We start from the raw sequence: 24,828 nt of genomic DNA on the forward strand, positions 1-24,828 counted from the left end.
AGCCCTTAAAGGAGAAACCCGCCACCCAGATGCAACGGCAGTGACAGTAAGACCGGGTTTAAGCCCTTAAAGGATGAGACGCGCCAACCAAAGCCAGACTGACGGGGCCTCGGCGCTCCCAGGGACAGCGCACCCGAAGACTGGAAGATGGTTGACGGGGATCTCGATGAACACCAGTTGCCTCCCGCCCACTGGCCCCATGCTGTAGGTGCACCCACAGCCCGTTAAGGGACAAGACGCACTGTCCCGCTTGTTATCGTGTTTGTACCTGCAGGAAAGACTCTTACCCAGGAAAGGGCTATTCGTGACCAACCCAGTAAGTTCGTGGAAGATTGTCACCACTATTGCAGTCGTGGGCGGTTTCCTCCTGCTCATCCTGTACGTGGGTCTGAGCCGCTATTACAACGCCCAAGAGCTCGACATGCTTGTGGAAGGTGCCAACGCCAACGGCCAGAGCTACTCGGTGACAATCCACAACCAGCTCACCGGCAGCTACTCATTCAACGCCGAGTAACCCAGCCGGAGCACCAAACTAGGCAATACGCAGAGCTGAGTGCCTGTTGGGCTCTGCCTTCCACAGAGCTAGATCATGCAAGCTCATGCGGACCAATCCCGCCCTCGACGTGGGTGAGCCGGAGCGGGGGGTGAACTTCCGCCAGCGCGTGGGCGTGGGGCCTGCGCCGTCAGTGCAACCAGTGCCGGCCGTGACCACGCTGATGGCTTTTGCAGGCCCGATGCCATGCTGTGGGCGACGGCTTCCTTATTCAGCGTCCGTGGACAGCGCCGCGACGAAGGCCTCCTGCGGCACGGACACGGAGCCGATGGACTTCATGCGCTTCTTACCGGCCTTCTGCTTCTCCAGCAGCTTGCGCTTACGGGAAATATCGCCGCCGTAGCACTTGGCCAACACGTCCTTGCGCATCGCTCGGATATTTTCACGCGCGATGATCTTCGAACCAATCGCCGCCTGGACGGGCACCTCGAATTGCTGGCGTGGGATGAGCTCCTTGAGCTTCTTCGTCATCTTATTGCCGTACCACTGCGCGGAATCGCGGTGCACAATCGCAGAGAAGGCATCCACCGGATCACCGTTAAGCAGGATATCCACCTTCACCAGGTCCGCCAGCTGCTCGCCAGCCTCCTCGTAGTTGAGGGAAGCGTAGCCCTTGGTACGGGACTTCAACATGTCGAAGAAGTCGAAGATGATTTCACCCAGCGGCATGGTGTAGCGCAGCTCCACGCGGTCCTCAGACAGGTAGTCCATGCCGCCCATCTGGCCGCGCTTGGACTGACACAGCTCCATCGTCGGGCCCACAAACTCCTCCGGCACGATGATAGTCATCTTCACAATCGGCTCGTAGACCTCACGCAGCTTGCCACTGGGCCAGTCCGACGGATTGTGCACCATGGACTCCTCGCCATCCTCCGCCACCACGCGGTAGGTCACCGACGGTGCCGTGGAAATCAAGTCCAAGCCAAACTCGCGCTCCAGACGGTCGCGCGTGATTTCCATGTGCAGCAGGCCCAAGAACCCGCAGCGGAAGCCGAAGCCTAGGGCGACGGAGGTCTCGGGCTCGAAGGTGAGGGAGGCGTCGTTAAGCTGCAGTTTCTCCAGCGCATCACGCAGGTCCGGGAAGTCTGCCTGGGAGATGGGGAACAGGCCGGAGTAGACCATAGGGTTCGGATCGGCATAGCCCTTGAGCGGCTCGCTCGCGCCATTCGACGCCCACGTAATCGTGTCACCCACCTTGGTCTCACGCACGTTCTTCACGCCAGTAATCAGGTAGCCCACCTCACCCGGGCCCAGCCCCTTACACTTCTGCATGGTCGGGCTGACAATGCCCACCTCCAGCAGCTCATGGTTGGTACCCGTGGCCATCATGGTGACCTTCTGGCGCGGGGTCAGCTTGCCGTCCATCATGCGGATATAGGTCACCACGCCACGGTAGGTGTCGTAAACGGAGTCGAAGACCATCGCGCGGGCCGGGGCATCCTCGCCGAACTCGGACGTCGGTGCCGGGATAAGCTCCGCCACCTTATCCAGCAGCTCCGGCACGCCCTCGCCGGTCTTGCCGGAAACGCGCAACACCTCTTCCGGCTCACAGCCGATGATGTGGGCAATCTCCAGGGCGTACTTCTCCGGATCGGCTGCCGGCAGGTCAATCTTGTTGAGGACCGGGATGATCTCCAGGTCATTTTCCATGGCCAGGTAGAGGTTGGCCAGGGTTTGGGCTTCGATGCCTTGGGCGGCGTCGACAAGCAGGATGGCGCCCTCACAGGCTTCGAGCGCGCGGGAGACCTCGTAGGTAAAGTCCACGTGGCCGGGAGTGTCGATCATCTGCATGACGATCTCCTCCCCCTTCATGGCACCAGATTGAGGAATCCAGGGCAGGCGCACGTTCTGCGCCTTAATGGTGATGCCGCGCTCACGCTCGATATCCATGTTGTCGAGGTATTGGTCGCGCATGTCGCGCTCCTCCACCACCTGCGACAACTGCAGGATGCGATCAGCCAGCGTCGACTTGCCGTGGTCGATGTGGGCGATAATGCAAAAGTTTCGGATCTTGGACGGATCCGTAAACGTAGTGGCCGCGAAGTTTGTAGACATGTGTTTAGAATAGACGACATGTCTAGGTTGGCACGCATTCTCGGTATCGGAGGCCCTGAGCCTGTCGACGTCGGTCTCGAGCGCATCACCGAAGGCCTAGGACTAAACCAGAATGATTCCGTGACGGAACCCCGCAAAGCCGCCGACATTCGCGTCGAGTGCGCTGACGCCCACCCGCGCAGCGTCTTCTTCACCCCCGACATGGACGGGCAGGCAGACTCCGGGGAAGTCGTGTGGGTATGGGCGCCCTCGGATGGCAAGCAATCCCCGCCGCGCGAGCGCGCCGTGCTGATTGTCTCGCGCACGCGCACCACCGTGCTGGGCCTGCTCATCTCCTCCAACCCGGGCCACGCCAACAAGGAGGAATGGCTCGATATCGGCACCGGCGAATGGGACGAATCCGGCCGGCAGTGCTGGGTGCGGATGGACCGCGTGCTGGAAATCTCCGAGGAACAATGCCGCCGGCAAGGCACACTCTTCCCGGAACGCCGCTTCGAACGCATTGCCAACCGGCTACGCTCGCGTTATCACTGGGCCTGATTTGGGGATTCGGCCCGCGCCCTGCTAAATTTTTTGGGATGCCGGGGCACGCTGGCGGTCAGGACCTTGGGTCCGCCTTCCTCGGTTGCACATTCCTACGACTCTAAGAGGTATAACGATGGCAAACATCAAGTCCAAGCAGAAGCGCATCCTGACTAACGAGAAGGCTCGTCAGCGCAACAAGTCCGTACGCTCCGCCGTGCGTACCGAGATCCGCAAGTTCCGTGAGGCCGTCGCCGCTGGCGACAAGGCTGCAGCCGAGAAGCAGCTGCGCGTTGCCTCCCGCGCACTGGACAAGTCCGTGTCTAAGGGCGTCTTCCACCGCAACACCGCGGCTAACAAGAAGTCCGGCATGGCCACCGCCTTCAACAAGATGGCCTAAATGAAACCGCTCCTGAAGTGGGTCGGGGGAAAGCGTCAACTGCTGCCCGTTATCCACTCCGTGCTGCCCGAGAGCTTCGACACTTATGTCGAGCCTTTCTTGGGCGGCGGAGCGGTCCTTTTTTCTTTGGCGCCCGAGCGCGCCCGGGTTAATGACCTGAACACCGAGCTCATCACCGTCTACGAGGTGGTCCGCGATAACGTGGACGAGCTCATCGCCCTGTTAAAGGGCTATCCGAATGATTCGGATTTCTTCTACGAGATGCGCGCCCGCGACCGTGAGCCGGGTTTTGCGCACTTAAGCCCTGTCGAACGGGCTGCCCGCACGATTTATTTGAATAAGACCTGCTACAACGGGCTTTACCGGGTGAATAACGCCGGCCAGTTCAATGCCCCGTTTGGCCGCTATGCCAACCCGAAGATTTGCGATGAACCCAATCTGCGCGCAGTCTCGGAGTACTTGTCCACCCACGACGTGACGTTTTATAACGGCGACTACGCTGCGGTGGAGGCCAACGAGGGGGATTTCGTTTATTTCGATCCGCCCTATGATCCGGTCAACCCCACGAGCAATTTCACCGGCTACCAGTCGGGTGGTTTTGGCCGCGCGGACCAGATTCGGCTGAAGGAAACCTGCGACGACCTCAACGCCCGCGGGGTGAAGTTCCTGCTGTCGAATTCGTCGACGGACTTCATCAAGGAGTTGTACGCGGACTACCGCATCGACATTGTGGGTGCCACGCGCGCGGTCAATTCCGTGGCCTCGAAGCGCGGCAAGGTCGATGAGGTGCTCGTGCGCAATTATGCTTAACGACGCCGCTTGGGACCTCGTCTACCCTCACATCGCCGCCGACATCGCGGACCAGGGTTTCGCGATATTGCCCGCCGCGAAGATTAAGGAGCTATCGGGCCGCGAGCCACGGTTGATGGCCAAGCATGACTTTTCGGCAGCGCGCCCCGAGGTCTTTCGAGAGCACGGGTTATCCATGCTGCCAATTCGCCGCGATGCCTATCTCATTGGCCGCTTTGACCTGTACCAGCCTTTCCCGGAGCAAGCCGGGCCGCTGAAGTCAATGCCGGTTCCCCGCCACATTAAGTCCATTGACTTCGAGAACCTGACCTCGGAGGCCGCCGCACTCACCGCGGCGAGCTTAAGCGGCATGCTCGATGATTTCCTGGGCGGTGAGCTGGTGCCGACGGTCAGCGGGCGCATGTCGACGCTCACTCTGCCCATGCGTATCGGCGGGCGCGACGTGGTGGTGGACCGCGCCCAGATGGAGATTGATGCCGGCTTCGAGTCCGCCGAGCACCTCGTGCTCGTGGAGGCGAAGAACCACCTCTCCCCCGACTTCAACATCCGCCAGCTCTACTTCCCTTTCCGGCGCTTCTCGCTGGCCTTGGAGAAGGAAGTAGTGCCGGTCTACGTGGTCTATTCCAACGGTATCTTCCACTTCTACCGCTACGCGTTTAGGCAGCCGGAGGACTTCCGCAGCATCGAGCTGGTCAGCGCGGCGCGCTATGTTTTGGGCGAGTCTGGCGTAACTGAGGCGACGGTGCGCGCGGTGCTGGCGCGCACGCAGGTCGAGGGCACGCGCGTTCCTTTCCCGCAGGCGGACTCCTTTGCAAGGGTCATCAGCCTGCTGGAGAACCCAGTGGACAAAGCGAAGATGCCCGAGGAATTTGGTTTTACCCCGCGCCAGGCGGATTATTACACCAACGCCGCCCGCTACTTAGGCCTAAGCAAACTCAGCGGCACGCGCGATGAACGCAACCTCACCCTCATCGAGGCTCTGGCCTCCCGGCCGGTGCTCCGGGACATGGTGCAGCACGTCGTGACTACCCGCCGAGCGGTGAATAAAGAAGAGGCAATGGTCTTCATGCGCGCGGCCAATCTGGGACTCAACGATACGACCCTGCGCCGCCGCTCCGGCACGGTCGCGGCGTGGTCGCAGTGGCTGGCGGAGCTCCTCAACCAGGCCTAGGCGGCCTGGATGCCGGCCCACACCAGGGCGCAGCCAGCCACGACGAAGAAGGCGCCGGAACCGATATCGATCCACGGTCCGGCGGCCAACAGACGGCGGCGAATCGCGCGGGTAGAAATGACCGTCGAGAGGAAGACGAAGAGCAGGTAGCTCGACAACGACAAACTCAGCACCAGCGCCACCGATACCCACACCGGCGGGTGCGGCGGCAACAACGGGGCGACCATAGCGGCGAGGAAGAGCACGATCTTCGGGTTGGACAGGTTGGTGGCCAAACCCGTGCGGAAGACCTTGCCCACCGAGCCCAAGCGAGCGGCCGCCTCTTCCTCATCCACCGGCGGTTGCTTGCGCAGCTCCAGCCCGGAACGGATGGAGAGCACGCCCATGAAGACGAGGAAGCAACCGCCAATCACCTGAATCAGGGAGAGGACGCCGGGGAAGGCGGTGAGCAGGGCGGCCGCGCCGAACACGGTCAGCGTGCACCAGAACAGCACGCCCACCTGGATGCCGGTTGCTGCCGCGATGGCGTGGCGGCGCGAGCGCGTAGCATAGCGCGTCACCAGGACGATGTCGGGGCCGGGTGCTGCCGCACCGACGAGGTTCATCAGGAGGATGGCCGCAAACGCGGACCAGCTCATGACAGGCGCTCGAGTAGGTCCTCACGGCCGAACATGCGAGCCGAGTCGAGGGCGTTGGGCTGGCCGGCGGAGGGGTCGGCGCCGGCGTCGAGAAGCGCGTCGATCACCGCATCCTCCTTCTTAAAAATCGCCCCGGCCAGTGGCGACTGGCCGCGATCGTTGAGGAGGTTGACGTCGGCCCCCGCCGCAGCGAGCTGGCGTACCAGCTCCGCATGGCCATGATAGGCGGCAAGCATGATGAAGGACTGCCCGTCCTGGTTCACCATGTCGACGTTGACGCCTTGCTTGATGTACTCGAGCAGCGTGGCATCGCCGTTACGGGCAAAGTCGAAAAGCTTGGTGGCAAAGTTCTGGATATCATCCATGGAGGGTTAGTCTAGCGCGCCAGCTCCGCCACTCGTTTAACGGCCGCCTCGATGGCGAAATCTTCATCACCGCCTTGTCCCTTGACCGCAGCATCCAGCTCCGCCATGAGGATGACGGCCTTGGTGATATTCTCCCCCGACCAGCGCCGCGCCACGGGCTGCGTGAGCTTCACCGCATAGGGCGCCATCCCGGTCTGGGAGGCCAGCGAGTACTGATCCCCGCGCGCGGAGTAGAGGCGCGCGATGTTGCCCACCTTGTTGGCCAGAGCAGAGGCGATGGCCACAGGGCTCGCCCCCAACTGCAGCGCCCGGCGGCACGTGGAGACCGCCGCCTCCACGCGGCCAGCCACAGCAGCATCCGCAATATCCCAGTTGGCTACCTCAGCCACGCCCACGTAATACGCGTGCACCGCCTCGCGGGTTACCTTGCCCCCCGTATCGAAGACCAACTGGGAGATGGCGGAGGCGAGTTCGCGTAGGTCGGAGCCGACGCCGTCGAGAAGCGCCTGCACCACATCCGGGGTGGGGCGCACCCCATGCGAGGCGAACTCACGGGTAGCCCACTGCGCGAGCTCGTTCGGGTAGAGGGAGAAGACCTCATGCACCTCGGCCGTCTTGCGCAGCGCCGCGATGAGCTCCGGCGGCTTCTTCTTTTTCTTCAGCGTCTTCGCCGTCACCGAGTACATCAGGATGAGCGTGATACCAGGCATGGGGTTGGCGCAGGCATCGAGAAGGATCTTCGTGACCTCCTTGCCGGCCCTCTCCACGTCACTGATGACGATGACGCGGTCTTCCCCGAACAACGACGGACTGGTCGCTTCCAGGATTTCGCCTTCGCTCACCTCGGAGGCCTTGAGCTTGGTTACCTCGCCGTGTTGGATACTCAGGCGGGCGCGCTCGGCCAGGAATTCATCATCGCCGAGAATGAGGTGCACGGGGGCTGAAGACATGCCTGTCATCTTAGCAACGCCGCAATGACCCACCCACAGAGAAGGAGCATCGCAACGGGCCCCGCCGCCACGGTGGTCACCGGCATGGAGGAGGCGACGAGGTGGATCCAATCCGCCAGCGGTTCGATAAGGATAACAAGCGGCCTGCCCAGCCCCACCTGCGCGAGCGCGGCGGCGATGAGCCCCACGACGGTGATGACCGGCACGACAGGCGCCACCAGCACGTTAGCAATCACAGAAACCACCGAGACCCGCCCGGTCATCAACGCGATGAGCGGCATGGTCACGATATCCGCGGCAATGGCCACAGCGAAGGCTCGCGCAACGATGCCAGTCCCCAGCACCCGTAGCAACAGGGGGCTGAGCACCACGATGCCGGCGGTGGCCGCCACGGAAAGCGCGAAGCCGAAGCTGACGGCTAGGTCGCTATCCGCCGCCAGTAGGAAGAGCACCCCGAGGGACAGCGCGTGCAGCGGTTCCATCCTCGAAGAGTTCAGCACCGCTACTAGACCCGCCAGCCCGGCAACGGTGGCGCGTTGGACGGAGGGCTCCCACCCCACCAGCGCTACGAATAACGCCAACGCGCTTGCCGACGCCCCCACCCGCACCCGCTGCCCCGACACCACCAACGCGGCCGCGGTACACACGATGGCAACGTTGGATCCGGACACGGCGCTCAAATGCGATAGTCCGGTATCGATGTAGAGCTGCTTGTCCTCGGGGCTTTGCAGGCTGGTATCGCCCAGCACCATGCCGGGGATGAGGCCGTTATCGCACACGGCGCGGAAGTTTTCTGCCACCGCTGCCGTCCAGCTATGGGCGTGCGCGGTGAGCTCGCCGCTAAAGACGGTTGTACCCACGCCAACCTGATCCGAGGGGCCGGGGTGGCCGTGCACCGTCACCAGCGAGCCGCCGAAGGCCTCCGGTTTTTCTTTGAGGAAGACCGGCAGCTGCGCCGGGTAGCCCGGCACGCGCAGGCGCACCATCCACCCGGATGCCGTCTGAACCGGATCGGCGGCAAGCTTTCCCGTCACCTCCGAGCCGAAGTGAAAGCCCGCGGCGCGCACCGAGCGCACATAAGCCAGGGCGGCGAAGATGACTCCGCTCGCCGCACATAAAATGCCCTGCCCGCGCCACTGACCGCGCGCGAAAGCGAAAAGCACGAGCCCGCACAACAGCCACGGGTGGCCGAAAAGCACTGAGAGCGTGGCCAACCACGCCACCACCGCGGCAGGCACGAGCCGCAGTTCCCTCACGGACGGACTTTATCCTTCAGCTGCGCAAACTTCGCCGGACCAATGCCGGAGACATCCATGAGCTGCTCCACGGTGGTGAAACTGCCGACCTCCTCGCGATGCGCGATGATCGCGGCGGCCGTGGCCGGCCCTATGCCGGGCAGCTCCGTCAGCTCCTCCTCGCTGGCGGAGTTAAGCGACACCAGGCCCTCCTCCGCGGTTTCTGGGGCGTTGGGTGGGCCACCGACGGTGATCTGTTCGCCGTCGTTAAGCTTCTGCGCCAGGTTGAGGTTATCGGTGGGCACGCGCGGGCGCGCCACCTCGAGGGCGTCGTTGATGCGCGCACCCGGCGCCAGGGTCACCAGCCCCGGCTGCTCTACCTCCCCCACGACAGAGACCACGATATCGGCCGCTACCTCGCTGCTCGGCGCGGCCACCTCATAGGGGTTCTCCGCACTACGGCTCATCCCCAGCCAGGCCAGGAGCGCAACGCCGGCCACGCCCGCCGCGACAAGCGCCAGCCAGGGTGGCACGCGCACGCGCGGGAAATCGACGTTGAGCAGTTCTTCTTCGCCGGTTGGGCGGGTGAGGTCACGGAGGCGATCAGCAATGGCATTCATGCCCGCGACGCTACGCAGCGCCCTCACCCCCGTCGAGGGCTTAAGCCGCAGCCTGTGGATAACTTGTTGAAGGCATCAACAACGTCTTTAGCTCGGCTCCGCCGTCAGCTAAAGACCGCGGAGACGCCGATGGCCCCGGGGCCGACGTGGACGGAGAGGACGTCGGTAAGCGGCACCAGCATGAAGGAAGAATCCGGCAGCGCCAAGCGCAGCAAGTCCTCCAGCCGGCGGGCCGAAACCTTATCCTCGTTGTACTGCACCGCGATGAACGCCGGATTGCCCTCCGCGCGGGAGGCCACCAGGTCCACGAGCTTGGTAAAGGCCTTAGTTTGGGTGCGGGTCTTGCCCACCATCTCCAGCTTGCCGCCTTGGATGGCCATGATGGGTTTGGTGGCGAGCAGCGCGGTGGACAGCATCGCCGTGGCCGCAGACATGCGCCCGGAACGGCGAAGCTCCTCCGTTGAGTTGAGATAGACCCAGGTGTGCCCGCGCTCAAGGGTATTGATGGCTGCGGCATAGCACTCGTCGAGTGAAGCGCCTTCCTGGGCAAGCTTGGCCGCCGCCATCGCAGCCGCGCCCATCGCCATGCCGGCGGTACCGGAATCGATAACACGCACGGTATCGGGGAAAACGCCGGAGGCAGTCACCGCCGCCGACCACGTCGAGGACAGCTCCTTCGAGAGGTGAATGGCCAGCACCCCGTCATCGCCGGAGCGCTCCATCTGACGGCCGTATAAAGCGGCCAATTCGAGGGCAGTCAGACCCGAGGTGGACAGCTCCGCGCCGTCCTTGCCGTGGCTTTCCATGACGTGCAAGTCGACGACGCAGATGCCGAGCTCCTCGACGATCTCCGCCGGCAGCCCTGCGGCAGAATCGGTGACGACGCGAATCACTAGACGTCCGCCCCTGCACCACCAACGACGGCACCGCCCATGTTCCACCCGTCGAAGTACCACTGGGCGCGGGCGACGTTCTCCGGGGTGAATTGCAGCGGGGACAGCGGACGAGCGGCATCGAATTCGGGCCGCGCGGTCAGCTGCGACCAGTGGGTATTCTTCAACCCGGAGAGGATTCCATACTGGTGGTGCTCAAGGCCTAAAAGGTGGCAGGTCAGCGCGGAAATAGCACCGCCGTGCGCGACGACAAGCACCGCACCCTCATCCCACTGCGGATGTTTCTGCATGAGCTCATCAATAACGGGGCGCGCGCGGTTAGCCACGTCGACGCGGCTCTCACCCTGGGGCGGGGCCCAGGTGGGGTCGTGGCGCCACAGCGCACGTGCCCCGGGAAACTGCTCGTCCACTTCAGCCGATGTCATCCCCTGCCACTCACCCAGGTGGGTTTCGCGCAGGCGCTTATCGACGGACACCTCAAGCCCCAACTGACGAGCGATGATCTCCGCGGTGTCGCGGGCACGGATGAGATCCGAGGAGAGGATCGCGGTGATGTCTTTGCCCTCGAGCAGGTCAGCAGCCGCGCGCGCCTGCGAGTAGCCTACCTCTGATAGCTCGGTGTCCAAGTGCCCCTGCATCCGGCCGGTGGCGTTGTAGGTGGTCTGGCCGTGGCGGATGAGGAGGAGGCGGCGGGTCATAATTCGTCGTCTTCCGGCTCTGGCTGGGCCAGGGGAATCTCATCGATCGATTCAACATCGCGCGGGTTGACTTCATCAGACCACTCGCCGGGGCGTTCCGGGGTGTCCAGACCGGGGATGTCGAGAAGCGGGCAGTCGTGGTACAGGCGGTCTAGGCCGTAGAACTCGCGCTGATCGTTGCGCTGGACGTGGACCACGATGGGGCCGTAATCGAGCAGGACCCAACGGTTCTCACGATTGCCTTCGCGGCGCTTGGGTTCAAAGCCCTTCTTGGTCAGCTCGTCTTCAACTTCCTCCACGATGGACCCCACCTGGCGCTCGGTATCGGCGGAGGCCAAGACGAAGACCTCGGTAATCGCCAGCACGTCGGAAACGTCAATAGCGGCGATGTTGGTGGCCAGCTTTTCATCCGCAGCCAAGGCGGCGGTTTCCGCCATCTGGCGTGCTTCATCAGTAATCGACATGACAATCCCTACACAGTTACGTTTTCTTAAGAACTCTAGTCTTACACGACAAGGCTCATTTTCCTAGTCGAATTCCCCCTCAAGGACGCGCGGAGGCTACAGGGGCTTTTCCGGGTGCGGGCCATAAAGGTGGTTCTTGGCAATGTATTGCACTACCCCATCGGGTACGAGGTACCACACCGGCTGGCCCTGCTGGGCGCGGGCGCGGCAATCGGTGGAGGAAATGGCCATGGCGGGGATCTCAATCAGCTCGATGTCATCCTGCGAATCCTCCGGCAGCATGTCTTTGCGCAGCTCATAGCCGGGACGAGTAACGCCAACGAAATGGGCCATCTCCAGCATCTCTTCCCAGTTGCGCCAACTCATGATGGACGCCACCGAGTCGGCACCAGTAATGAAGAAGAGTTCGGCATCTGGGAAAATTCCGCGCAAATCACGCAACGTATCGATGGTGTACGTGGGCCCCTCGCGGTCAATGTCTACGCGGGAGACGGTAAAGCGCGGGTTTGATGCGGTGGCCACCATGGTCATCAGGTACCGGTGCTCGGCGGCGGTGACCTGCTTATCGGCCTTTTGCCAGGGCTGGCCGGTGGGCACGAAGACCACCGTGTCGAGGCGGAAGCGGTGGGCTACCTCGCTGGCGGCGACGAGGTGACCATTATGGATGGGGTCGAAGGTGCCACCCATGATGCCGATGCGTTGTGGACTAGTCATGGCTGGTGAGTATACCGGCCACCGCATCAATGACCTGCACGTCCTGCCCGGAAGGCTCCCCCAAGAAATAGGAGGCGTGACGCTCCGCTTTGGTGGCTAAAGCGCGGTTGGCGGCGTCGAGGGAAAAGTCGCACACGAAATCACCGTCTAGGCAGTAATCGACAAAGCGATTCCCTGGGAGCCCGGCGCGGTTCTTAGCCCACGGGACCTGGTGAAGCGGGTTGCCGAAGGTGAGCATGGCGTGCAGGCGCCCGGTTTCGGCCAAATGGCCCTCCACGCTCGTTGCAACAAGCGCTCCTTGCGAGTAGCCGGCAGCTACCCACTGTGGGCGGCAACCGGTGGTGGCCTCATAGTTGTCTACCACCTTCGGGGCATTGCGGGCACCGGTGCGCAGACTCTCGACGGCCCCGAATGTCACTGAATAAGCCAACTCCCCAAGAGAGTGCTGCTGTAGAATCCCAAACGCTCGCTGGACCAGCTGCAGCGGGCCTAAGTCCTCGCCTTCCTGCGCCAATGGCGGCAAGCTCATGGCGGCCGGGTAAGCCTCTGAGTCCAGTGCTAGCACATACACACCATCCATGGCGCCCGAGTGGCGCTGCTCTACCTGGTGGAACAGAGCGGCGAAGTTACGGCCCTCAAAACCGGTGGATTCTGGAGCCTTCGCGGAGTAGCGCTGCGGGCCCACGTATTCGCCTTGTTCCTCGTTCTGGTCCGAACCGCGCGCGACAAGCACCACGGTCTCAGGGCAGGTTTCAACGCCACCCGCCGAGGCCGCGGGCGCACTCATCACCGAGGCTGCCATGCCAAGCACAGCAGTGGATATCGCAAGAGATAAGGAAAGAGACTTCACCCTTTCCTGTTTAGCGGAAACGAACGTCATCCACCATTCGGCCAATGGAATCGTAGACCTGGGTATCCCACTGGTGGTTGGTGAAGAAGTACTGGCCGTGGGAGCCTCCGGTGGGCTGCGCGGCGTAAAGGGTGTTGGCGGAAAGATCGCACACGGCGTCGAGCGGCAAACAGTAGTCCACGCGGCTGACGTTGGCACGCAGCTGCGGGAAGTGGCCCATCGGGCCGCCCGCGCCCTGGGTCGCGCCGACAACGGCCGGATCCCCGGCGCGGGTCAGCGGGTTGCCAAAGGTCACGACGCCTGCGAGCTGACCGCGGTGAGCCAGCTCCATCTCATGGTTGGACAGAACCATAGCACCCTGGGAGTAGCCCGACAGGATGTAGTGCGGGTGGCAACCCGTGGCGGCTTCATAGCTGTTGATCGCGCTGGTCACGCCACGATTGCCGGTCTGCACGGAGTACATAAACTGGTTGATGGCAGAGACCGCGGTGTTGATGACCGGGTTGGCGTACTGCGTGGCCAAGCGCACGAGGTCAGCCGCGGTGTTCGGAACCGACGCGTTCGGAACAGAGTATTCCGGGTACGTCGCCGGGTAGTATTGCGGCTCCAGCCCCAGCACATAGACGTCCTTCATCAGCGAGTTGCCGCCGTGAGTGGCTTGGTAGCGCACCTCGGCGCCCTGCAGCATGGCGCGGATGGATTCGCCCTCCCACCCATTGGAGGCTCGGCCACCCTGGTTGGAATACTGCGTGGGGTAGATTTGGCCGTTCTGGCCGGAGCCGCGCGCGGCGACGACCACCACGGCGGGGCACTGTTCGTCGGCATGCGCGGCGGGTGCAGAAATGGTGTGGGGGACGATGAGAGTGGCCGCGGCCACGACGGCGGCGGCGACGGAGGAAGCAATGCGGGACAGCATGAGAGGAAGGCACCAATCAGTTCTTTGCTATTACCGCGCTTTAGAGTACCCAATCCTCCTTCGCCGCGCAGCACGAACCCTGCACAAGGCGAAACACTCTACTCGAAAAGTTTTCGAGTAAAGTGTTTTGTGCAGGTCAGACTTGAAAAATTCTTTTCGAGTAGCTTTCGAGTAGCTTTTCGAGCTGGTTCTAGGGGCGGGTCTGGCCGGTACCCTGCAGCACCCACTTGGTAGACGTCAGCTCCGGCAAAGCCATTGGGCCGCGCGCATGCAGCTTCTGGGTAGAGATGCCGATCTCGGCGCCCATGCCGTAGACCTCACCGTCAGTAAAAGCAGTGGAGGCGTTGAGCATGACCGCTGCAGCATCTACCTCATTGGCAAAAGTCAGCAGCACGTCGGCGTCCTGAGCCGCAATGGCTTCGGTGTGGCCGGTGGTGTACTCAGCAATGTGTGCGATGGCGCCATCGACACCGTCGACCACCTTGGCGCAGATATCCATGGACAGGAATTCCTCGCGCCATTCTTCGTCGGTGGCCTCCACGGCGTCCTTGACTCCGAAGGCTTCGAGCTCCTTGACATCACCGTGGATGGTGACCCCGGCTTCCTGGAGGGAGGTGATGATGCGGAGCTTCGAGGCGTCGTCCAGCGCGGCGTCGATCAGCACGCCCTCCGTGGCATTGCAGACGGACGTGCGGCGGGTCTTGCCGTTGACCACCATGTCGATGGCCTTGTCCAGGTCAGCCGAAGCGTCGACGTAAAAGTGGCAATTGCCGGTGCCCGTCTCAATGGCAGGGACGGTGGCGTTTTCCACCACGGCGTTAATAAGGCGTGCGCCGCCGCGCGGGATGACCAGGTCCACCAAACCACGGGCGGTGATGAGATCCTGCACGGAATCATGGGTCTCACAGGGCAGAAGCTGCACGCCTTCGCGCGGCAGATCGAACTCCACGAGGGTGTCCTGGAGGAGCTCCACGAGCTTGGCGTTGGAGTTCTTCGCGGACTTGGAACCGCGCAGCAGCGGCACGTTTCCGGACTTCAGGGCCAAGCCGAAGGCATCGACGGTGACGTTCGGGCGGGCCTCATAGACCATACCCATCACGCCGAGCGGCACACGGACCTGCTTCATCTGGATTCCGTTATCCATGGTGCGGCCCTGCAGGATCTCCCCTACCGGGTCTTGGAGGGAGGCCACTTGGCGCAAGCCGCCGGCAATGCCCTCGATGCGGGCGGCGTCCAGCGACAGGCGGTCGATGAGGGACTCGGACATGCCGTTGTCGCGGCCGGCCTCAATATCGCGCTGGTTGGCAGCAAGGATGTCCTCGGTGTGCGCAATCAGATTCTCAGCGGCGCGGTGGAGGATTTCATTCTTGCGCGGGGTGGGCAGCTGCGCGAACTGTGGCGCCACCGCCTTGGCGGCGCGGGCTTTGGACAGAACTTCTTCACGTTCGGTGTTGCTCATGCCATACCAGCGTACGGAAGGTCTGCCCGCTTGTCAGGGATTTTGTGCAGCTATAGGCGCGGATCGGCCTTTAGTTAGGCCTCGAGCTCGCGGCGGCGCTCAGCTGCGGCACGCAGGCGCTCGGCGCGCTTTTTCTCTTCCCCTTCGGTGAGCTCATCGAAGAGCTCTTCATCCGACTCGCTGAACTTCAACACCCCGCGCGCAGCCCAGGAAGCGAAGAATGCAATGACGGGAGAGATCCAGAAATAGCTCCAGTCAAAGACGAAGAGGCCCAGGAAGAGCGCGATCATCGCCACCGACCAGATGACGGAATCCACTATCTGCACCTTGCGTCCGCGGGCGAGCATGTCCTCCAGCTCCGCCTCGTGGCGGCGTGCGGGTGTTGTGGCGCTGGGGGTGGAAAGTTCTGGCAGGTCCGCAAAGAGCTTTTCGACGTCTCCGCGCGTGCGCGCCGCGGCAGCCTCGCCGGTGCGCTGCTCAAATTCATCGGGGCCTAACGTGCCGTTGACGAAGTGCTGGCTCAACTGCTCCAAGGCCGCGGAACGCTCGGCATCGCCGACTCGGATTTCGGGATTCTCCATTAATAGCCAGCTTTCGGATCAACCAGGGTGGGCAGCCGCTCCCCCGCTGCGAAGGCCTCGGCCACCTTGATAGTATGCGCGCCGATCTTCTCGCGCACGGAGCGCTGCGTATTAGCAATGTGCGGGGTGATGACCACGCGCTTATCCTGCCACAGCGGGTGGTCCTCCGGCAGCGGCTCAGGGTCGGTGACGTCGAGTGCCGCACCCGCGATCTCGCCTGCCTCGAGTGCTGCAACGAGGTCCTCGGTCTTGATGAGCGGGCCGCGGCCCACGTTGACCACCACGGCATGCTCCGGCATCTGCTGGAAAGCTTCTGCATCCACCATATGGCGGGTCTCCGGGGTCAGCGGCGCGATGAGAACGAAGTAATCCGCCTTCGGCCAGACTTTGTCCACTTCAGAAATCGGGTAGGTCTCCTCCGCCCCCTCTACCGGGTTGCCGGAGCGGTTGACCGCGATGATGCGCGGCCCAAAACCGGAGAGCATGCTAATCAGGCGCTTGCCAATGCCACCGGCACCAATAATGGCCACCGTCTTATCGTCATAGAGGTAGGAGGTGTGCGCTTCCATCTCTGCATAGGAATCAAACGTGCCATTAACGCGGCGATGCGCATGCAGCTGCGCCAACAGCAGCGCGATGGTGGATTCTGCCACCGTGTTGTCATAGACGCCGGCGGCATTCGACCACGGAACCGAAGTGCCCTTCATCGCATCCAAGACGTGATCCACGCCTGCAGAGGGAATCTGTACAAACCCAATGTTCTCCGGCAGCGGATCCGGGAAATCAGCGCCGTTGCCGGTGTAAATGAGGAAAGAGGCCTCATCAAGCGGAGCGCGCTCAAACCCTGCGGCATCGAGCACCTCGATGGTTTCCTCCCAGGGGTGAGGTTCGATGGCGTACTTCATGAACGTCCTCCTTTGTTAGTATCCGGCGTCCGGGTCGACGCGCGTGGGCATTTCCTCGCCGCGCTCCCACGCGGCAGCGTTGGCATTGAAGATAGCACCCAAGTGGTACTGGGCCACGTGATCCGAGGCCGCCATGTGCGGCGTCAGCGTGGCATTGGGCAAATCATAAAGCGGGTGGCCATCCGGAAGCGGCTCCGGGTCCATGACCTCGAGGCCCGCGCCGGCAATTTCGCCCGTGCGCAGTGCGTCCACGAGATCATCAGTGACTACGGTGCTGCCGCGGCCGACGTTGATAAACACCGCCGAGGGCTTCATGGCGCGGAACACAGCGGCATCAAAGAGAGCTTCCGTAGCGGCCGTTGCCGGCAGGATACTCACCACGAAATCCGCCTCGCCCCATGCTTCGTCGACGCGCTCGATAGGCAGTGTTACGTCAGCGCCCTCCACCGGGCGACCCGAGCGATTCACCGCAGTGATATGCGCGCCAAAGGGCGCGAGATAGGCCATGAGCTGCGTGCCGATGCCTCCCGCACCCACGATGAGCACGCGCGTTGGCCCCTGTTGGTCATAGAGCCAGGCTTGGGATTCATCGAGCTCGCGCGCCACCGACCACGACTTTGCCAGGGCGAAAGCCTTGTGGTGGTGCGCTTGGGAGAGCATCAACCCCAGCGCGGATTCCGCCACGGGCTTGGCAAAAGCGCCGGCGGAATTGCACCACGGCAGGCCATCGCGCCGGATGAGCCCGGCATCGATATGGCGGTTGACCCCGGTGAAGCAGTATTGCACCCACTGGATATTCTCCGGAATCTCCGGGGTCTGCGCTGGATCCGAGGCGGTGTTCACAAAGACCTCCGCCTGCTCCAAACTCTCAACGCGCTCGTGCCCGGCAGCATCGATATCTGCCACGGTTGCTGCCCACACATCGGGGCCCATGAAATAACGCATTAAATTCGGGACGCGAAGTTGGACAGGTAATCAGCGTGGACAACGGGGCGGCGCATATCCTCCGGCAGCTCCTCGGTGTGCTTGCCCAGCAGGTTGCGCAGCGTGACGGAGTCATAGCCCACCTCACCGCGGCCAATGACCTGGCCCTTGGGGCCCATAATGTCCACGATCTCGCCGGCGCTGAACTCACCCTTGATATCCGTGATGCCCACGGCCAACAGGGAGTTTCCGCCGCGAACCACGGCCTCCATGGCGCCCTCGTCGAGGCGCAGGGAGCCGCCGGTATCCGCGCAGTAAAGTGCCCAGAACTTCCATGCGGACAGGCGGCGCTCCTCGCGGGTGTGGAAGACGGTGCCTACGGAGGCGTCGTCAAGCGCCTGCCCAATATTGTCCGTCGAGGTCAGCAGCACCGGGATGCCGCCGCGGGTGGCCAGGCGGGCCGCGGAGACCTTCGTGGCCATGCCGCCGGTGCCCACCTTGCCGCCGTCACCAGCAACAACCGCCTTAAGGTCTTTACCGGTGCGCACCTCCTCCACGAACTTGGCATCGGGCTCCGCGGGGTTCTTGTCGTAGAGACCGTCCACGTCGGAGAAAAGGAAGAGGGCATCCGCGCCAACCAAGTTGGCCACAAGCGCGGACAGGCGGTCGTTATCGCCGAAATGCATCTCGGACGTCGCGACGGTGTCATTCTCATTAACGATCGGCACCGTGCGCATCTGGCGCAGGCGATCAATGGTTCGCTGAGCGTTGCGGGCGCGATCGCGCTTGCCGACGTCCGACGCGGTCAACAGCACCTGCCCGATGGTGCGGTTATAGCGGGCAAAGGACACGCCCCACTCGTAGGCGAGGTGGACCTGGCCCACCGCGGCAGCAGCCTGCTTAGTGGCCAAATCGGTGGGGCGGGTGGTCAAACCCAACGGGCCCATGCCCGCGGCCACCGCACCGGAGGAGACAATGATGATGTCCGAGACATTCATGCGGGCACACACGGCATCGACGATCTTGTCGATCTTCTCGGTCGAGGTCACAAAGTCATCGCGGGTGAGCGACGAGGAGCCGATCTTAATGACGATGCGCTTAGCTTTGGAGATCTCCTCACGCAGGGGTGAGGAGAAACCGCTGGATTTTTCCGACAGCGTGGTCGTCTCCGGATAGTCCATATCCGGGGTTGGCCCCTCGAAGGGTTCGAGGGGAAGCGGATAGTCGAGCTGGTTGTCGTTTTCGGATGACATACCGGCTCAGTATACCGGGCTAGCCCTGCCAGCGATCGCGGTTTGCGGACTCGCGCGTGACCGCCCCATCGGTGCCATAGTCAAACTCGTCGACGAGACCACGGCGCGCCTGGGAGGCGCGCTTGCGCTCGGCAGCGGAGACACGCTCGGTGCTCATGAGGCGGCCATCCTGTCCGCGGCCAGCATCGGTAGCACGGCCACCGGCCATGGGCTCGTACTCAAAGGTGATATCCCCGATGGTCACCGGGCAGCCTTCCTGCGCGCCTTGGCGGTGCAGCTCGTCTTCAACACCAGCCTTGGCCAGGCGGTCCGCGAGGTAGCCCACGGCCTCGTCGTTTTCGAAGTCGGTCTGGCGAATCCAGCGGTCGATCTTCTCGCCCTCAACAATGAAGCCGCCCTCCACCTCGGGGTCCGGGGTGACGGTGAAGTCGGCGAACCGGCCCTTCTTTTTCTTGCCTACGGACTTGGGCTGAATGATGGTGTGGTTCTTGTCCGCAGCGACCTTGGGCTGGGCCTTGCGGTGCTCGTTGACCATCTCCATGAGCTTGTACTTGAGTGGGTCAAGCCCCTTCCGGGCGACTGCGGAAATGATGAAGACCGGCCAGCCGTACTTTTCCTCGAGGTCGCCCTTGACAAATTCAGCTAGCTCTTCGGCCTCAGGAACGTCAGCCTTGTTGAGGATGATGACGCGCGGGCGCTCGCGCAGATCACCCAGGCCAGTGTCCTGCTCCAGCAGCTCTTGGTACTTGGCCAGCTCGGTTTCGAGGGCCTCGATATCCGAGAGCGGATCGCGGCCCGGCTCAATGGAGGCGGTGTCCACGACGTGTGCGAGCACCGCGGTGCGCTCGATATGACGCAAGAAGTCGAGGCCCAAACCTTTACCCTCGGCGGCCCCGGGGATTAGGCCCGGAACATCCGCCATGGTGAAGGACTCATGGCCCATATCCACCACGCCGAGGTTGGGCTGGAGGGTGGTGAAAGGATAATCACCGATCTTCGGCTTGGCGGCCGAAAGGACCGAAATGAGCGATGACTTGCCTGCGGAAGGGAATCCGACGAGGCCGACGTCTGCCATGGACTTCAGCTCCAGAATGAGATCGCGCGCCTCGCCCGGTTCTCCCTGCAGCGCAAAGCCCGGAGCCTTGCGGGCTGCGGAGGCCAGTGCGGCGTTGCCGAGTCCGCCGAATCCCCCCTCCGCGGCCACGAAGCGGGTTCCCGGGACCGTGAGGTCCGCGAGCATCTCCCCGTCCTCGGCGTAAACTACGGTGCCCGCCGGTACCTCGAGAATGAGATCCTTGCCGCGCGCACCGTTGCGCATATCGCCAGCACCATTGCCGCCGCGCTCAGACTTGATGTGCGGGCGGTAGTGGAAGTCCATCAGTGTGTGGATTTGGGTTGAGACCTCCAGCAGGATGTCTCCGCCGTGGCCGCCGTTGCCGCCATCGGGCCCGCCGAGCGGCTTGAACTTTTCGCGGTGGACGGAGGCGCAGCCGTGTCCGCCGTCGCCTGCCTGTAGGTGCAAGACCACTCGGTCAATGAATCGTGCCATGCCCGCTAGTCTAACGGTTCCTTGCATGCCGTCCTAGTTGGCCACCGGCGTGAACCCGACGCTAGTGTCCTCTCAGTTTCCTCCGCGCAGCTAGGCCGCACCAGCTGGCGTGAAAACGACAAAATCCCGAGCGGATGCTCGGGATTAAGCCATTAAGCTCTTAGGCAGTTGCTTCTGCAGCAGCCTCTTCAGCCGGAACAATGTTGACCAGACGACGGCCACGCTTGACACCGAACTCAACAGAGCCTGCAGCGAGAGCGAACAGGGTATCGTCGCCGCCGCGACCAACGTTCTCACCCGGGTGGAACTTGGTGCCGCGCTGACGCACGATGATCTCGCCGGCCTTAACCTGCTGACCACCGAAGCGCTTGACACCGAGACGCTTGGACTCGGAATCGCGACCGTTGCTGGAGCTGGAAGCACCCTTCTTAGTTGCCATGTGGTTTCCCTCCTTCAGGGATGAATTACAGCCGGTTAAGGCTTACTTGATACCGGTAATCTTCAGCGTGGTCACCGGCTGACGGTGACCAATGCGACGCTTGTAACCAGTCTTGTTCTTGTACTTGAGGATGTCGATCTTCGGGCCCTTGCCCTGCTCGACAATTTCAGCGGAGACGGAGACCTTCTCCAGGTCTGCAGCCTTCGACTTGACGGTTGCGCCATCGACGAGCAGAACCGGGGTGAGAGCAACGGAGGAACCCGGCTCACCCTCGATCTTCTCGACCTTGACGAGGTCACCTTCAGCAACCTTGTACTGCTTTCCGCCGGTCTTGACGATCGCGTACATAGAGGGCTACCCCTTATCTAAACTCGGCTCGCTAGCAGCTGGGTGGCGCCGCTAGCGAATGGACATTGGACAATTGCGTTCAGATCATAAGCCGCGAGAGACGCGCGAAAACCGCGTTCGTCCCATCCAGCGCATTCATGGTCTAAACAGCGACTGTCAAAGACTACCCCGTGAGGGGGCGAAAAGGCAAAACGCCTTTTCTAGCGCGACCTGCGCCGTGTTACACGACGCCTCCCGCGCCCGCCCCTGCTTCTTGTCGACGCCGTAGTCCGTACGGAGGCCTCGCGCTCCTTAGCGTCGCTTCCCTGTCCGCGTTCATTCGATGCCGGGGTGGGCTGACTCTGCGACATCTTGCGCACCACCCGACGACGACCGCGACCACGGGTGGAGCGCACGCTCGTTGTCTCGCCCGACTCCGCGTTCTTTCGCTCAGCCTTATCCTGCTTCTTGGAGGTAGCCAGCTGGGCTTCCTTGGCCGGTGTCTCCTCCTGCACGAAGTCTTCGCGCTTCGGGCGAATATCCGAGCGGGAATTTCCGCGCGTGCGGCGCTTGCGGCGCGGCGAGTTCTCGAAGGCGGCGACGGCCTCCTCGTAGGTCTGCTCTGAGCGCTGGGCGGAGGATTTTTCCGCTTCGGCGTGCTTATCCTGGGCTTCCTGCACAGAAGCCGAGTCTTCGCTCGTATCCGCGCGCTGCGGTTCCCGGAACGTACGCGTTGCCCGGCGCGGCTTGCGCGAGCGCTTCTGCTTTGACTTCGGCTTCGAACGCTTCGCTTCCAGGTTTTCCGCTACGGCATAACCAATGGAGGCACTATCTGGCGTATCCGTGTCGTCCTCATCGACAACGACCACGCTAGCCACGAGCTCTTCGAGTGAGGATTCCTCGTCGCGCGCCGCTTCTTCGCTATCAGTTTGGGAAACCTCGTGCTCAGATGGTGCGTCTTCGTCATGGCGGTGCATGCGGACGGCTGCCGGGTGCTTCTTCGGATCGCGCTGCGGTGCGCGACGCTCCTTACGAGTCCGGCGCTGCGGCTTCGAGTTTTCTTCCTCAGTGTCCTCATCAACCGGGTAGTCGTGGATGATAATTCCGCGGCCATGGCAGGCCTCACACTCCGTGGAGAACGTCTCGATGAGGCCGGTGCCCACGCGCTTGCGCGTCATCTGTACTAGGCCCAGTGAGGTGACCTCGGAAACCTGGTGGCGGGTGCGGTCGCGGCCCAATGCTTCCTTGAGTCGGCGCAGCACGAGGTCTTGGTTTTCCGGCAGGACCATATCGATGAAGTCGACGACGATCATTCCGCCGATATCGCGCAGGCGCATCTGGCGCACGATCTCCTCAGCTGCTTCAAGGTTATTGCGCGTCACCGTCTCCTCGAGGTTGCCGCCGGAGCCGGTGAACTTGCCCGTGTTGACGTCAATGACCGTCATGGCCTCCGTGCGATCGATGACGAGCGTGCCGCCCGAGGGCAGCCACACCTTGCGGCCCAGAGCCTTCTGCAGCTGCTCATCGATGCGGTAGGCGTTAAAAGCATCCTCGCCATCGTGCTCGCGCGCGTCATAGCGCACGACGCGATCGGCCAGGTCGTGTGCCATCGAGTCCACGTAGGCGCTGACCGTGTTGTAGGAACGCTTACCGTCCACCACCAAGGTGCTGAAGTCCTCGTTGAAGAGGTCACGCACCACCTTGATGAGCAGATCCGGCTCTTCATACAGGGTGACGGGCTTGGCGCCCTTCGTTGCCTTTTCGTGTGCGGCGCGGGCGCTGATGTCCTCCCACAGCGAGTGCAGGCGGTTGACGTCGGAAGCGATGTCCCCCTCCGACACGTTTTCCGCGGCCGTGCGGATGATGGCGCCGCCATCTCCCGGAATGACGCGCTCCAGGATTCCCTTGAGGCGCTTGCGCTCCGGTGCCGGCAGCTTGCGGGAGATTCCCGCGCTGCGCCCGCCCGGCACGTACACCAGGAAGCGACCGGCCAGGGAAATCTGGGTGGTCAAACGTGCGCCCTTATGACCGATGGGGTCCTTGGCCACCTGGACCAGCACCTGATCACCGGACTTCAACGCGTTTTCTACCTTGCGGCTGCGCCCACCAATCCCCAAGGCACGCCAGTCGATGTCGCCCGCATACAGCACGCCGTTTCGGCCTTGTCCGATATCCACGAAGGCCGCCTCCATCGAAGGCAAGACATTCTGCACACGGCCCAAGTAGATATTGCCTATCTGGGATGGGTGCGTTTCGGTCGTGACGAAGTGCTCTACCAAAAGGTCGTCTTCGAGCACGCCCACCTGCGTGATGATGCCCGCGCCGTCAGTGCGCTGCTTATCGCGCACCACCATAGTGCGCTCGACCGATTCGCGGCGCGCCAGGAACTCCGCTTGGGAGACAATGTGCTGGCGCTCCCGGCCTTTCTCCCGCAGCTCCGCGCGGCGACGGCGCTGTGCCTCGATGCGGGTCGAGCCTTTAATCGCCTTCGGTTCTTCGATGTGCTCGACTTCCTCACGGGCGGACCCACGGCCTTCTGCCCCGCGGCCACGGGAGGTGCCGCGGCTGCCGCGCCGACGACCCCGCGGCTGGCTTACCGGCGCTGCATCCTCCTCGGATTCCTCCTCGTGCTCTTCTGGCTTCTGACGCTTGGACAGCGGCGTGATCTTCGGCGCCATGAAGACTGGCGCAAAGTCGTACACATCCGGGTCTTCTTCAGCCATCGGGGTAATCAGTGGGGTGAGGTCGTCCCCCTCGTCGCTTTCACCGGCCTCGGCGAGCGCCTCGTGCAGCATTTCGGCATCGACCTTGTCGACGATCTGCGAAATCTCGTTATCAACGTTCTTACGCACGCGCTCGCGCAGCTTCTCCTCTTCCTCGCTCAGCTGCTCCGGTTGCGCGGCCTGCTCAGCATCCTGTGCCAGCGCGGCTTCCTGGGACTCCCCCGCGCTGTCCGGTTGCGCAGCAGACTCTTCCGGTGTGGGTTCCTTTGTCTGTGTCTGCTCCTTCGACTCAGCCTTCTTGCCTGCCTTGCTCACGCGTTTGACCGCGCGCTTGGCGCGCTTCTTCTTGACGGTCTTCGTGGGCTTATCCTCTGCCGAAACCTCCGGCTGGTCGGCGTCCTCGGCCGCGACCTGGTTGTCCTCGGTTGCGGCCTGCTCGGGGGCTTCGGTTGCGGGTACGAGGGCGTCGATAAGCTGGCCCACCTCTTCCGGTGTCAGCGAAGACTGTGCGGACTTCTTAATTCCCATATGTGCGAACTGAGCCACCAGCTCCTTGGAGGCCACGCCCACCTGCTTAGCCAGGGCATAGAGGCGGGTTTTGGGTGCGAGCGCCTCGCGGTCGATCCCCGCTACCGCCGCGGCCAACGTCGATTCACTACGTGCTTCTTCTGTTTTCTTCTTGGATGCCATCAGTGGCTAATCTCCTGACGTCTGCTCACCCCGGGCGCAGGTTGCCGCCACACGGTAGTGAGTCTTTGAAAAATTCTCTTCGTCTTTATTAAGTTGTCAGCGCCTTCCATTCTGGCACAGAGCT

At 62.8% G+C, this 24,828-nt stretch carries 26 protein-coding genes; 5 read left to right on the forward strand and 21 right to left on the reverse strand.

Going from position 1 to position 24,828, the window contains the following annotated elements; genetic code table 11:
* The first annotated feature begins 304 nt into the window (after positions 1–304).
* A complete protein-coding gene (locus HMPREF2943_RS06205; protein WP_070711103.1) occupies positions 305–514 on the forward strand; it encodes a hypothetical protein in 210 nt (69 codons plus the stop codon).
* 246 nt (positions 515–760) lie between these two features.
* On the opposite strand, the gene lepA is transcribed toward HMPREF2943_RS06205, so the two are convergent.
* On the reverse strand, positions 761–2,608 hold the full coding sequence (lepA, locus tag HMPREF2943_RS06210) for a translation elongation factor 4 (protein ID WP_070447895.1): 1,848 nt from the start codon (positions 2,606–2,608) through the stop codon (positions 761–763).
* A gap of 18 nt (positions 2,609–2,626) precedes the next feature.
* On the opposite strand from lepA, the gene HMPREF2943_RS06215 reads away from it, so the two are divergent.
* From HMPREF2943_RS06215 to HMPREF2943_RS06230, 4 genes are all read left to right on the forward strand, one after another.
* Positions 2,627–3,148, forward strand: a complete 522-nt coding sequence (locus tag HMPREF2943_RS06215) for a type II toxin-antitoxin system PemK/MazF family toxin (RefSeq protein WP_070447893.1) — start codon at positions 2,627–2,629, stop codon at positions 3,146–3,148.
* Positions 3,149–3,266: 118 nt separating this feature from the next.
* Complete coding sequence (gene rpsT / locus HMPREF2943_RS06220; protein ID WP_070447890.1) at positions 3,267–3,530, forward strand: 30S ribosomal protein S20; 264 nt, start codon at positions 3,267–3,269, stop codon at positions 3,528–3,530.
* Positions 3,531–4,340 carry a DNA adenine methylase gene (locus HMPREF2943_RS06225; RefSeq protein ID WP_070711104.1) on the forward strand — a complete coding sequence of 270 codons (810 nt, stop codon included), beginning with the start codon at positions 3,531–3,533 and terminating at the stop codon, positions 4,338–4,340.
* Positions 4,333–5,511 (forward strand): type II restriction enzyme, encoded by a 1,179-nt coding sequence (locus HMPREF2943_RS06230; protein ID WP_246817281.1) that lies wholly within the window; start codon positions 4,333–4,335, stop codon positions 5,509–5,511. Before HMPREF2943_RS06225 ends, HMPREF2943_RS06230 begins: the two co-directional genes overlap by 8 nt.
* Here the strand turns inward: HMPREF2943_RS06230 and HMPREF2943_RS06235 are convergent.
* The 20 genes from HMPREF2943_RS06235 to HMPREF2943_RS06330 form a co-directional block, all read right to left on the reverse strand.
* Positions 5,508–6,149, reverse strand: a complete 642-nt coding sequence (locus HMPREF2943_RS06235; protein ID WP_070645332.1) for a LysE family translocator — start codon at positions 6,147–6,149, stop codon at positions 5,508–5,510. The two genes, HMPREF2943_RS06230 and HMPREF2943_RS06235, sit on opposite strands and share 4 nt — an antisense overlap.
* Positions 6,146–6,514 (reverse strand): ankyrin repeat domain-containing protein, encoded by a 369-nt coding sequence (locus HMPREF2943_RS06240; RefSeq protein ID WP_046648995.1) that lies wholly within the window; start codon positions 6,512–6,514, stop codon positions 6,146–6,148. Before HMPREF2943_RS06240 ends, HMPREF2943_RS06235 begins: the two co-directional genes overlap by 4 nt.
* An 11-nt stretch (positions 6,515–6,525) precedes the next feature.
* Complete coding sequence (gene holA / locus HMPREF2943_RS06245; protein WP_070645334.1) at positions 6,526–7,473, reverse strand: DNA polymerase III subunit delta; 948 nt, start codon at positions 7,471–7,473, stop codon at positions 6,526–6,528.
* Positions 7,470–8,720, reverse strand: a complete 1,251-nt coding sequence (locus HMPREF2943_RS06250) for a ComEC/Rec2 family competence protein (protein WP_070711106.1) — start codon at positions 8,718–8,720, stop codon at positions 7,470–7,472. The genes holA and HMPREF2943_RS06250 overlap by 4 nt, the downstream gene beginning before the upstream one ends.
* The gene (locus tag HMPREF2943_RS06255; RefSeq protein ID WP_070645338.1) at positions 8,717–9,319 is read right to left on the reverse strand and encodes a ComEA family DNA-binding protein; all 603 of its coding nucleotides are present in this window, start codon (positions 9,317–9,319) and stop codon (positions 8,717–8,719) included. The genes HMPREF2943_RS06250 and HMPREF2943_RS06255 overlap by 4 nt, the downstream gene beginning before the upstream one ends.
* Before the next feature lie 104 nt (positions 9,320–9,423).
* The gene (locus HMPREF2943_RS06260) at positions 9,424–10,212 is read right to left on the reverse strand and encodes a DegV family protein (protein WP_070711107.1); all 789 of its coding nucleotides are present in this window, start codon (positions 10,210–10,212) and stop codon (positions 9,424–9,426) included.
* Positions 10,212–10,910, reverse strand: coding sequence for a histidine phosphatase family protein (locus tag HMPREF2943_RS06265; RefSeq protein ID WP_070447867.1), 699 nt, complete (start codon positions 10,908–10,910; stop codon positions 10,212–10,214). The genes HMPREF2943_RS06260 and HMPREF2943_RS06265 overlap by 1 nt, the downstream gene beginning before the upstream one ends.
* Complete coding sequence (gene rsfS, locus HMPREF2943_RS06270; protein ID WP_070447864.1) at positions 10,907–11,374, reverse strand: ribosome silencing factor; 468 nt, start codon at positions 11,372–11,374, stop codon at positions 10,907–10,909. Before rsfS ends, HMPREF2943_RS06265 begins: the two co-directional genes overlap by 4 nt.
* A 96-nt stretch (positions 11,375–11,470) precedes the next feature.
* Positions 11,471–12,088 carry a nicotinate-nucleotide adenylyltransferase gene (gene nadD, locus HMPREF2943_RS06275; protein WP_070711108.1) on the reverse strand — a complete coding sequence of 206 codons (618 nt, stop codon included), beginning with the start codon at positions 12,086–12,088 and terminating at the stop codon, positions 11,471–11,473.
* Positions 12,081–12,938 carry a cutinase family protein gene (locus HMPREF2943_RS06280; protein WP_070711109.1) on the reverse strand — a complete coding sequence of 286 codons (858 nt, stop codon included), beginning with the start codon at positions 12,936–12,938 and terminating at the stop codon, positions 12,081–12,083. The genes nadD and HMPREF2943_RS06280 overlap by 8 nt, the downstream gene beginning before the upstream one ends.
* A gap of 10 nt (positions 12,939–12,948) precedes the next feature.
* Positions 12,949–13,854, reverse strand: coding sequence for a cutinase family protein (locus HMPREF2943_RS06285; RefSeq protein WP_070711110.1), 906 nt, complete (start codon positions 13,852–13,854; stop codon positions 12,949–12,951).
* Positions 13,855–14,044: 190 nt separating this feature from the next.
* The gene (locus HMPREF2943_RS06290) at positions 14,045–15,313 is read right to left on the reverse strand and encodes a glutamate-5-semialdehyde dehydrogenase (protein WP_070711111.1); all 1,269 of its coding nucleotides are present in this window, start codon (positions 15,311–15,313) and stop codon (positions 14,045–14,047) included.
* 74 nt (positions 15,314–15,387) lie between these two features.
* Positions 15,388–15,894: a DUF1707 SHOCT-like domain-containing protein gene (locus HMPREF2943_RS06295; protein ID WP_070711112.1), complete on the reverse strand. Its 507-nt coding sequence runs from the start codon at positions 15,892–15,894 to the stop codon at positions 15,388–15,390.
* Entirely contained in the window at positions 15,894–16,799 is a 906-nt protein-coding gene (locus tag HMPREF2943_RS06300) for a D-isomer specific 2-hydroxyacid dehydrogenase family protein (RefSeq protein WP_070711113.1), read from the reverse strand. Before HMPREF2943_RS06300 ends, HMPREF2943_RS06295 begins: the two co-directional genes overlap by 1 nt.
* A 15-nt stretch (positions 16,800–16,814) precedes the next feature.
* Positions 16,815–17,744, reverse strand: coding sequence for a D-isomer specific 2-hydroxyacid dehydrogenase family protein (locus HMPREF2943_RS06305; protein ID WP_070447846.1), 930 nt, complete (start codon positions 17,742–17,744; stop codon positions 16,815–16,817).
* Positions 17,744–18,904: a glutamate 5-kinase gene (gene proB / locus HMPREF2943_RS06310; RefSeq protein WP_246817283.1), complete on the reverse strand. Its 1,161-nt coding sequence runs from the start codon at positions 18,902–18,904 to the stop codon at positions 17,744–17,746. The genes HMPREF2943_RS06305 and proB overlap by 1 nt, the downstream gene beginning before the upstream one ends.
* A gap of 91 nt (positions 18,905–18,995) precedes the next feature.
* Positions 18,996–20,525 carry a GTPase ObgE gene (gene obgE / locus HMPREF2943_RS06315; protein ID WP_070447841.1) on the reverse strand — a complete coding sequence of 510 codons (1,530 nt, stop codon included), beginning with the start codon at positions 20,523–20,525 and terminating at the stop codon, positions 18,996–18,998.
* A gap of 160 nt (positions 20,526–20,685) precedes the next feature.
* Positions 20,686–20,964, reverse strand: a complete 279-nt coding sequence (gene rpmA / locus HMPREF2943_RS06320; protein ID WP_070447838.1) for a 50S ribosomal protein L27 — start codon at positions 20,962–20,964, stop codon at positions 20,686–20,688.
* A 42-nt stretch (positions 20,965–21,006) separates the two neighbouring features.
* A complete protein-coding gene (rplU, locus tag HMPREF2943_RS06325) occupies positions 21,007–21,312 on the reverse strand; it encodes a 50S ribosomal protein L21 (RefSeq protein ID WP_070447835.1) in 306 nt (101 codons plus the stop codon).
* Between the two features lie 200 nt (positions 21,313–21,512).
* Complete coding sequence (locus tag HMPREF2943_RS06330; protein ID WP_070711115.1) at positions 21,513–24,704, reverse strand: translation initiation factor IF-2 N-terminal domain-containing protein; 3,192 nt, start codon at positions 24,702–24,704, stop codon at positions 21,513–21,515.
* Between the last annotated feature and the right edge of the window lie 124 nt (positions 24,705–24,828).

It is taken from the genome of Corynebacterium sp. HMSC072D12 (genome assembly GCF_001813925.1).
Lineage (GTDB): Bacteria > Actinomycetota > Actinomycetes > Mycobacteriales > Mycobacteriaceae > Corynebacterium > Corynebacterium aurimucosum.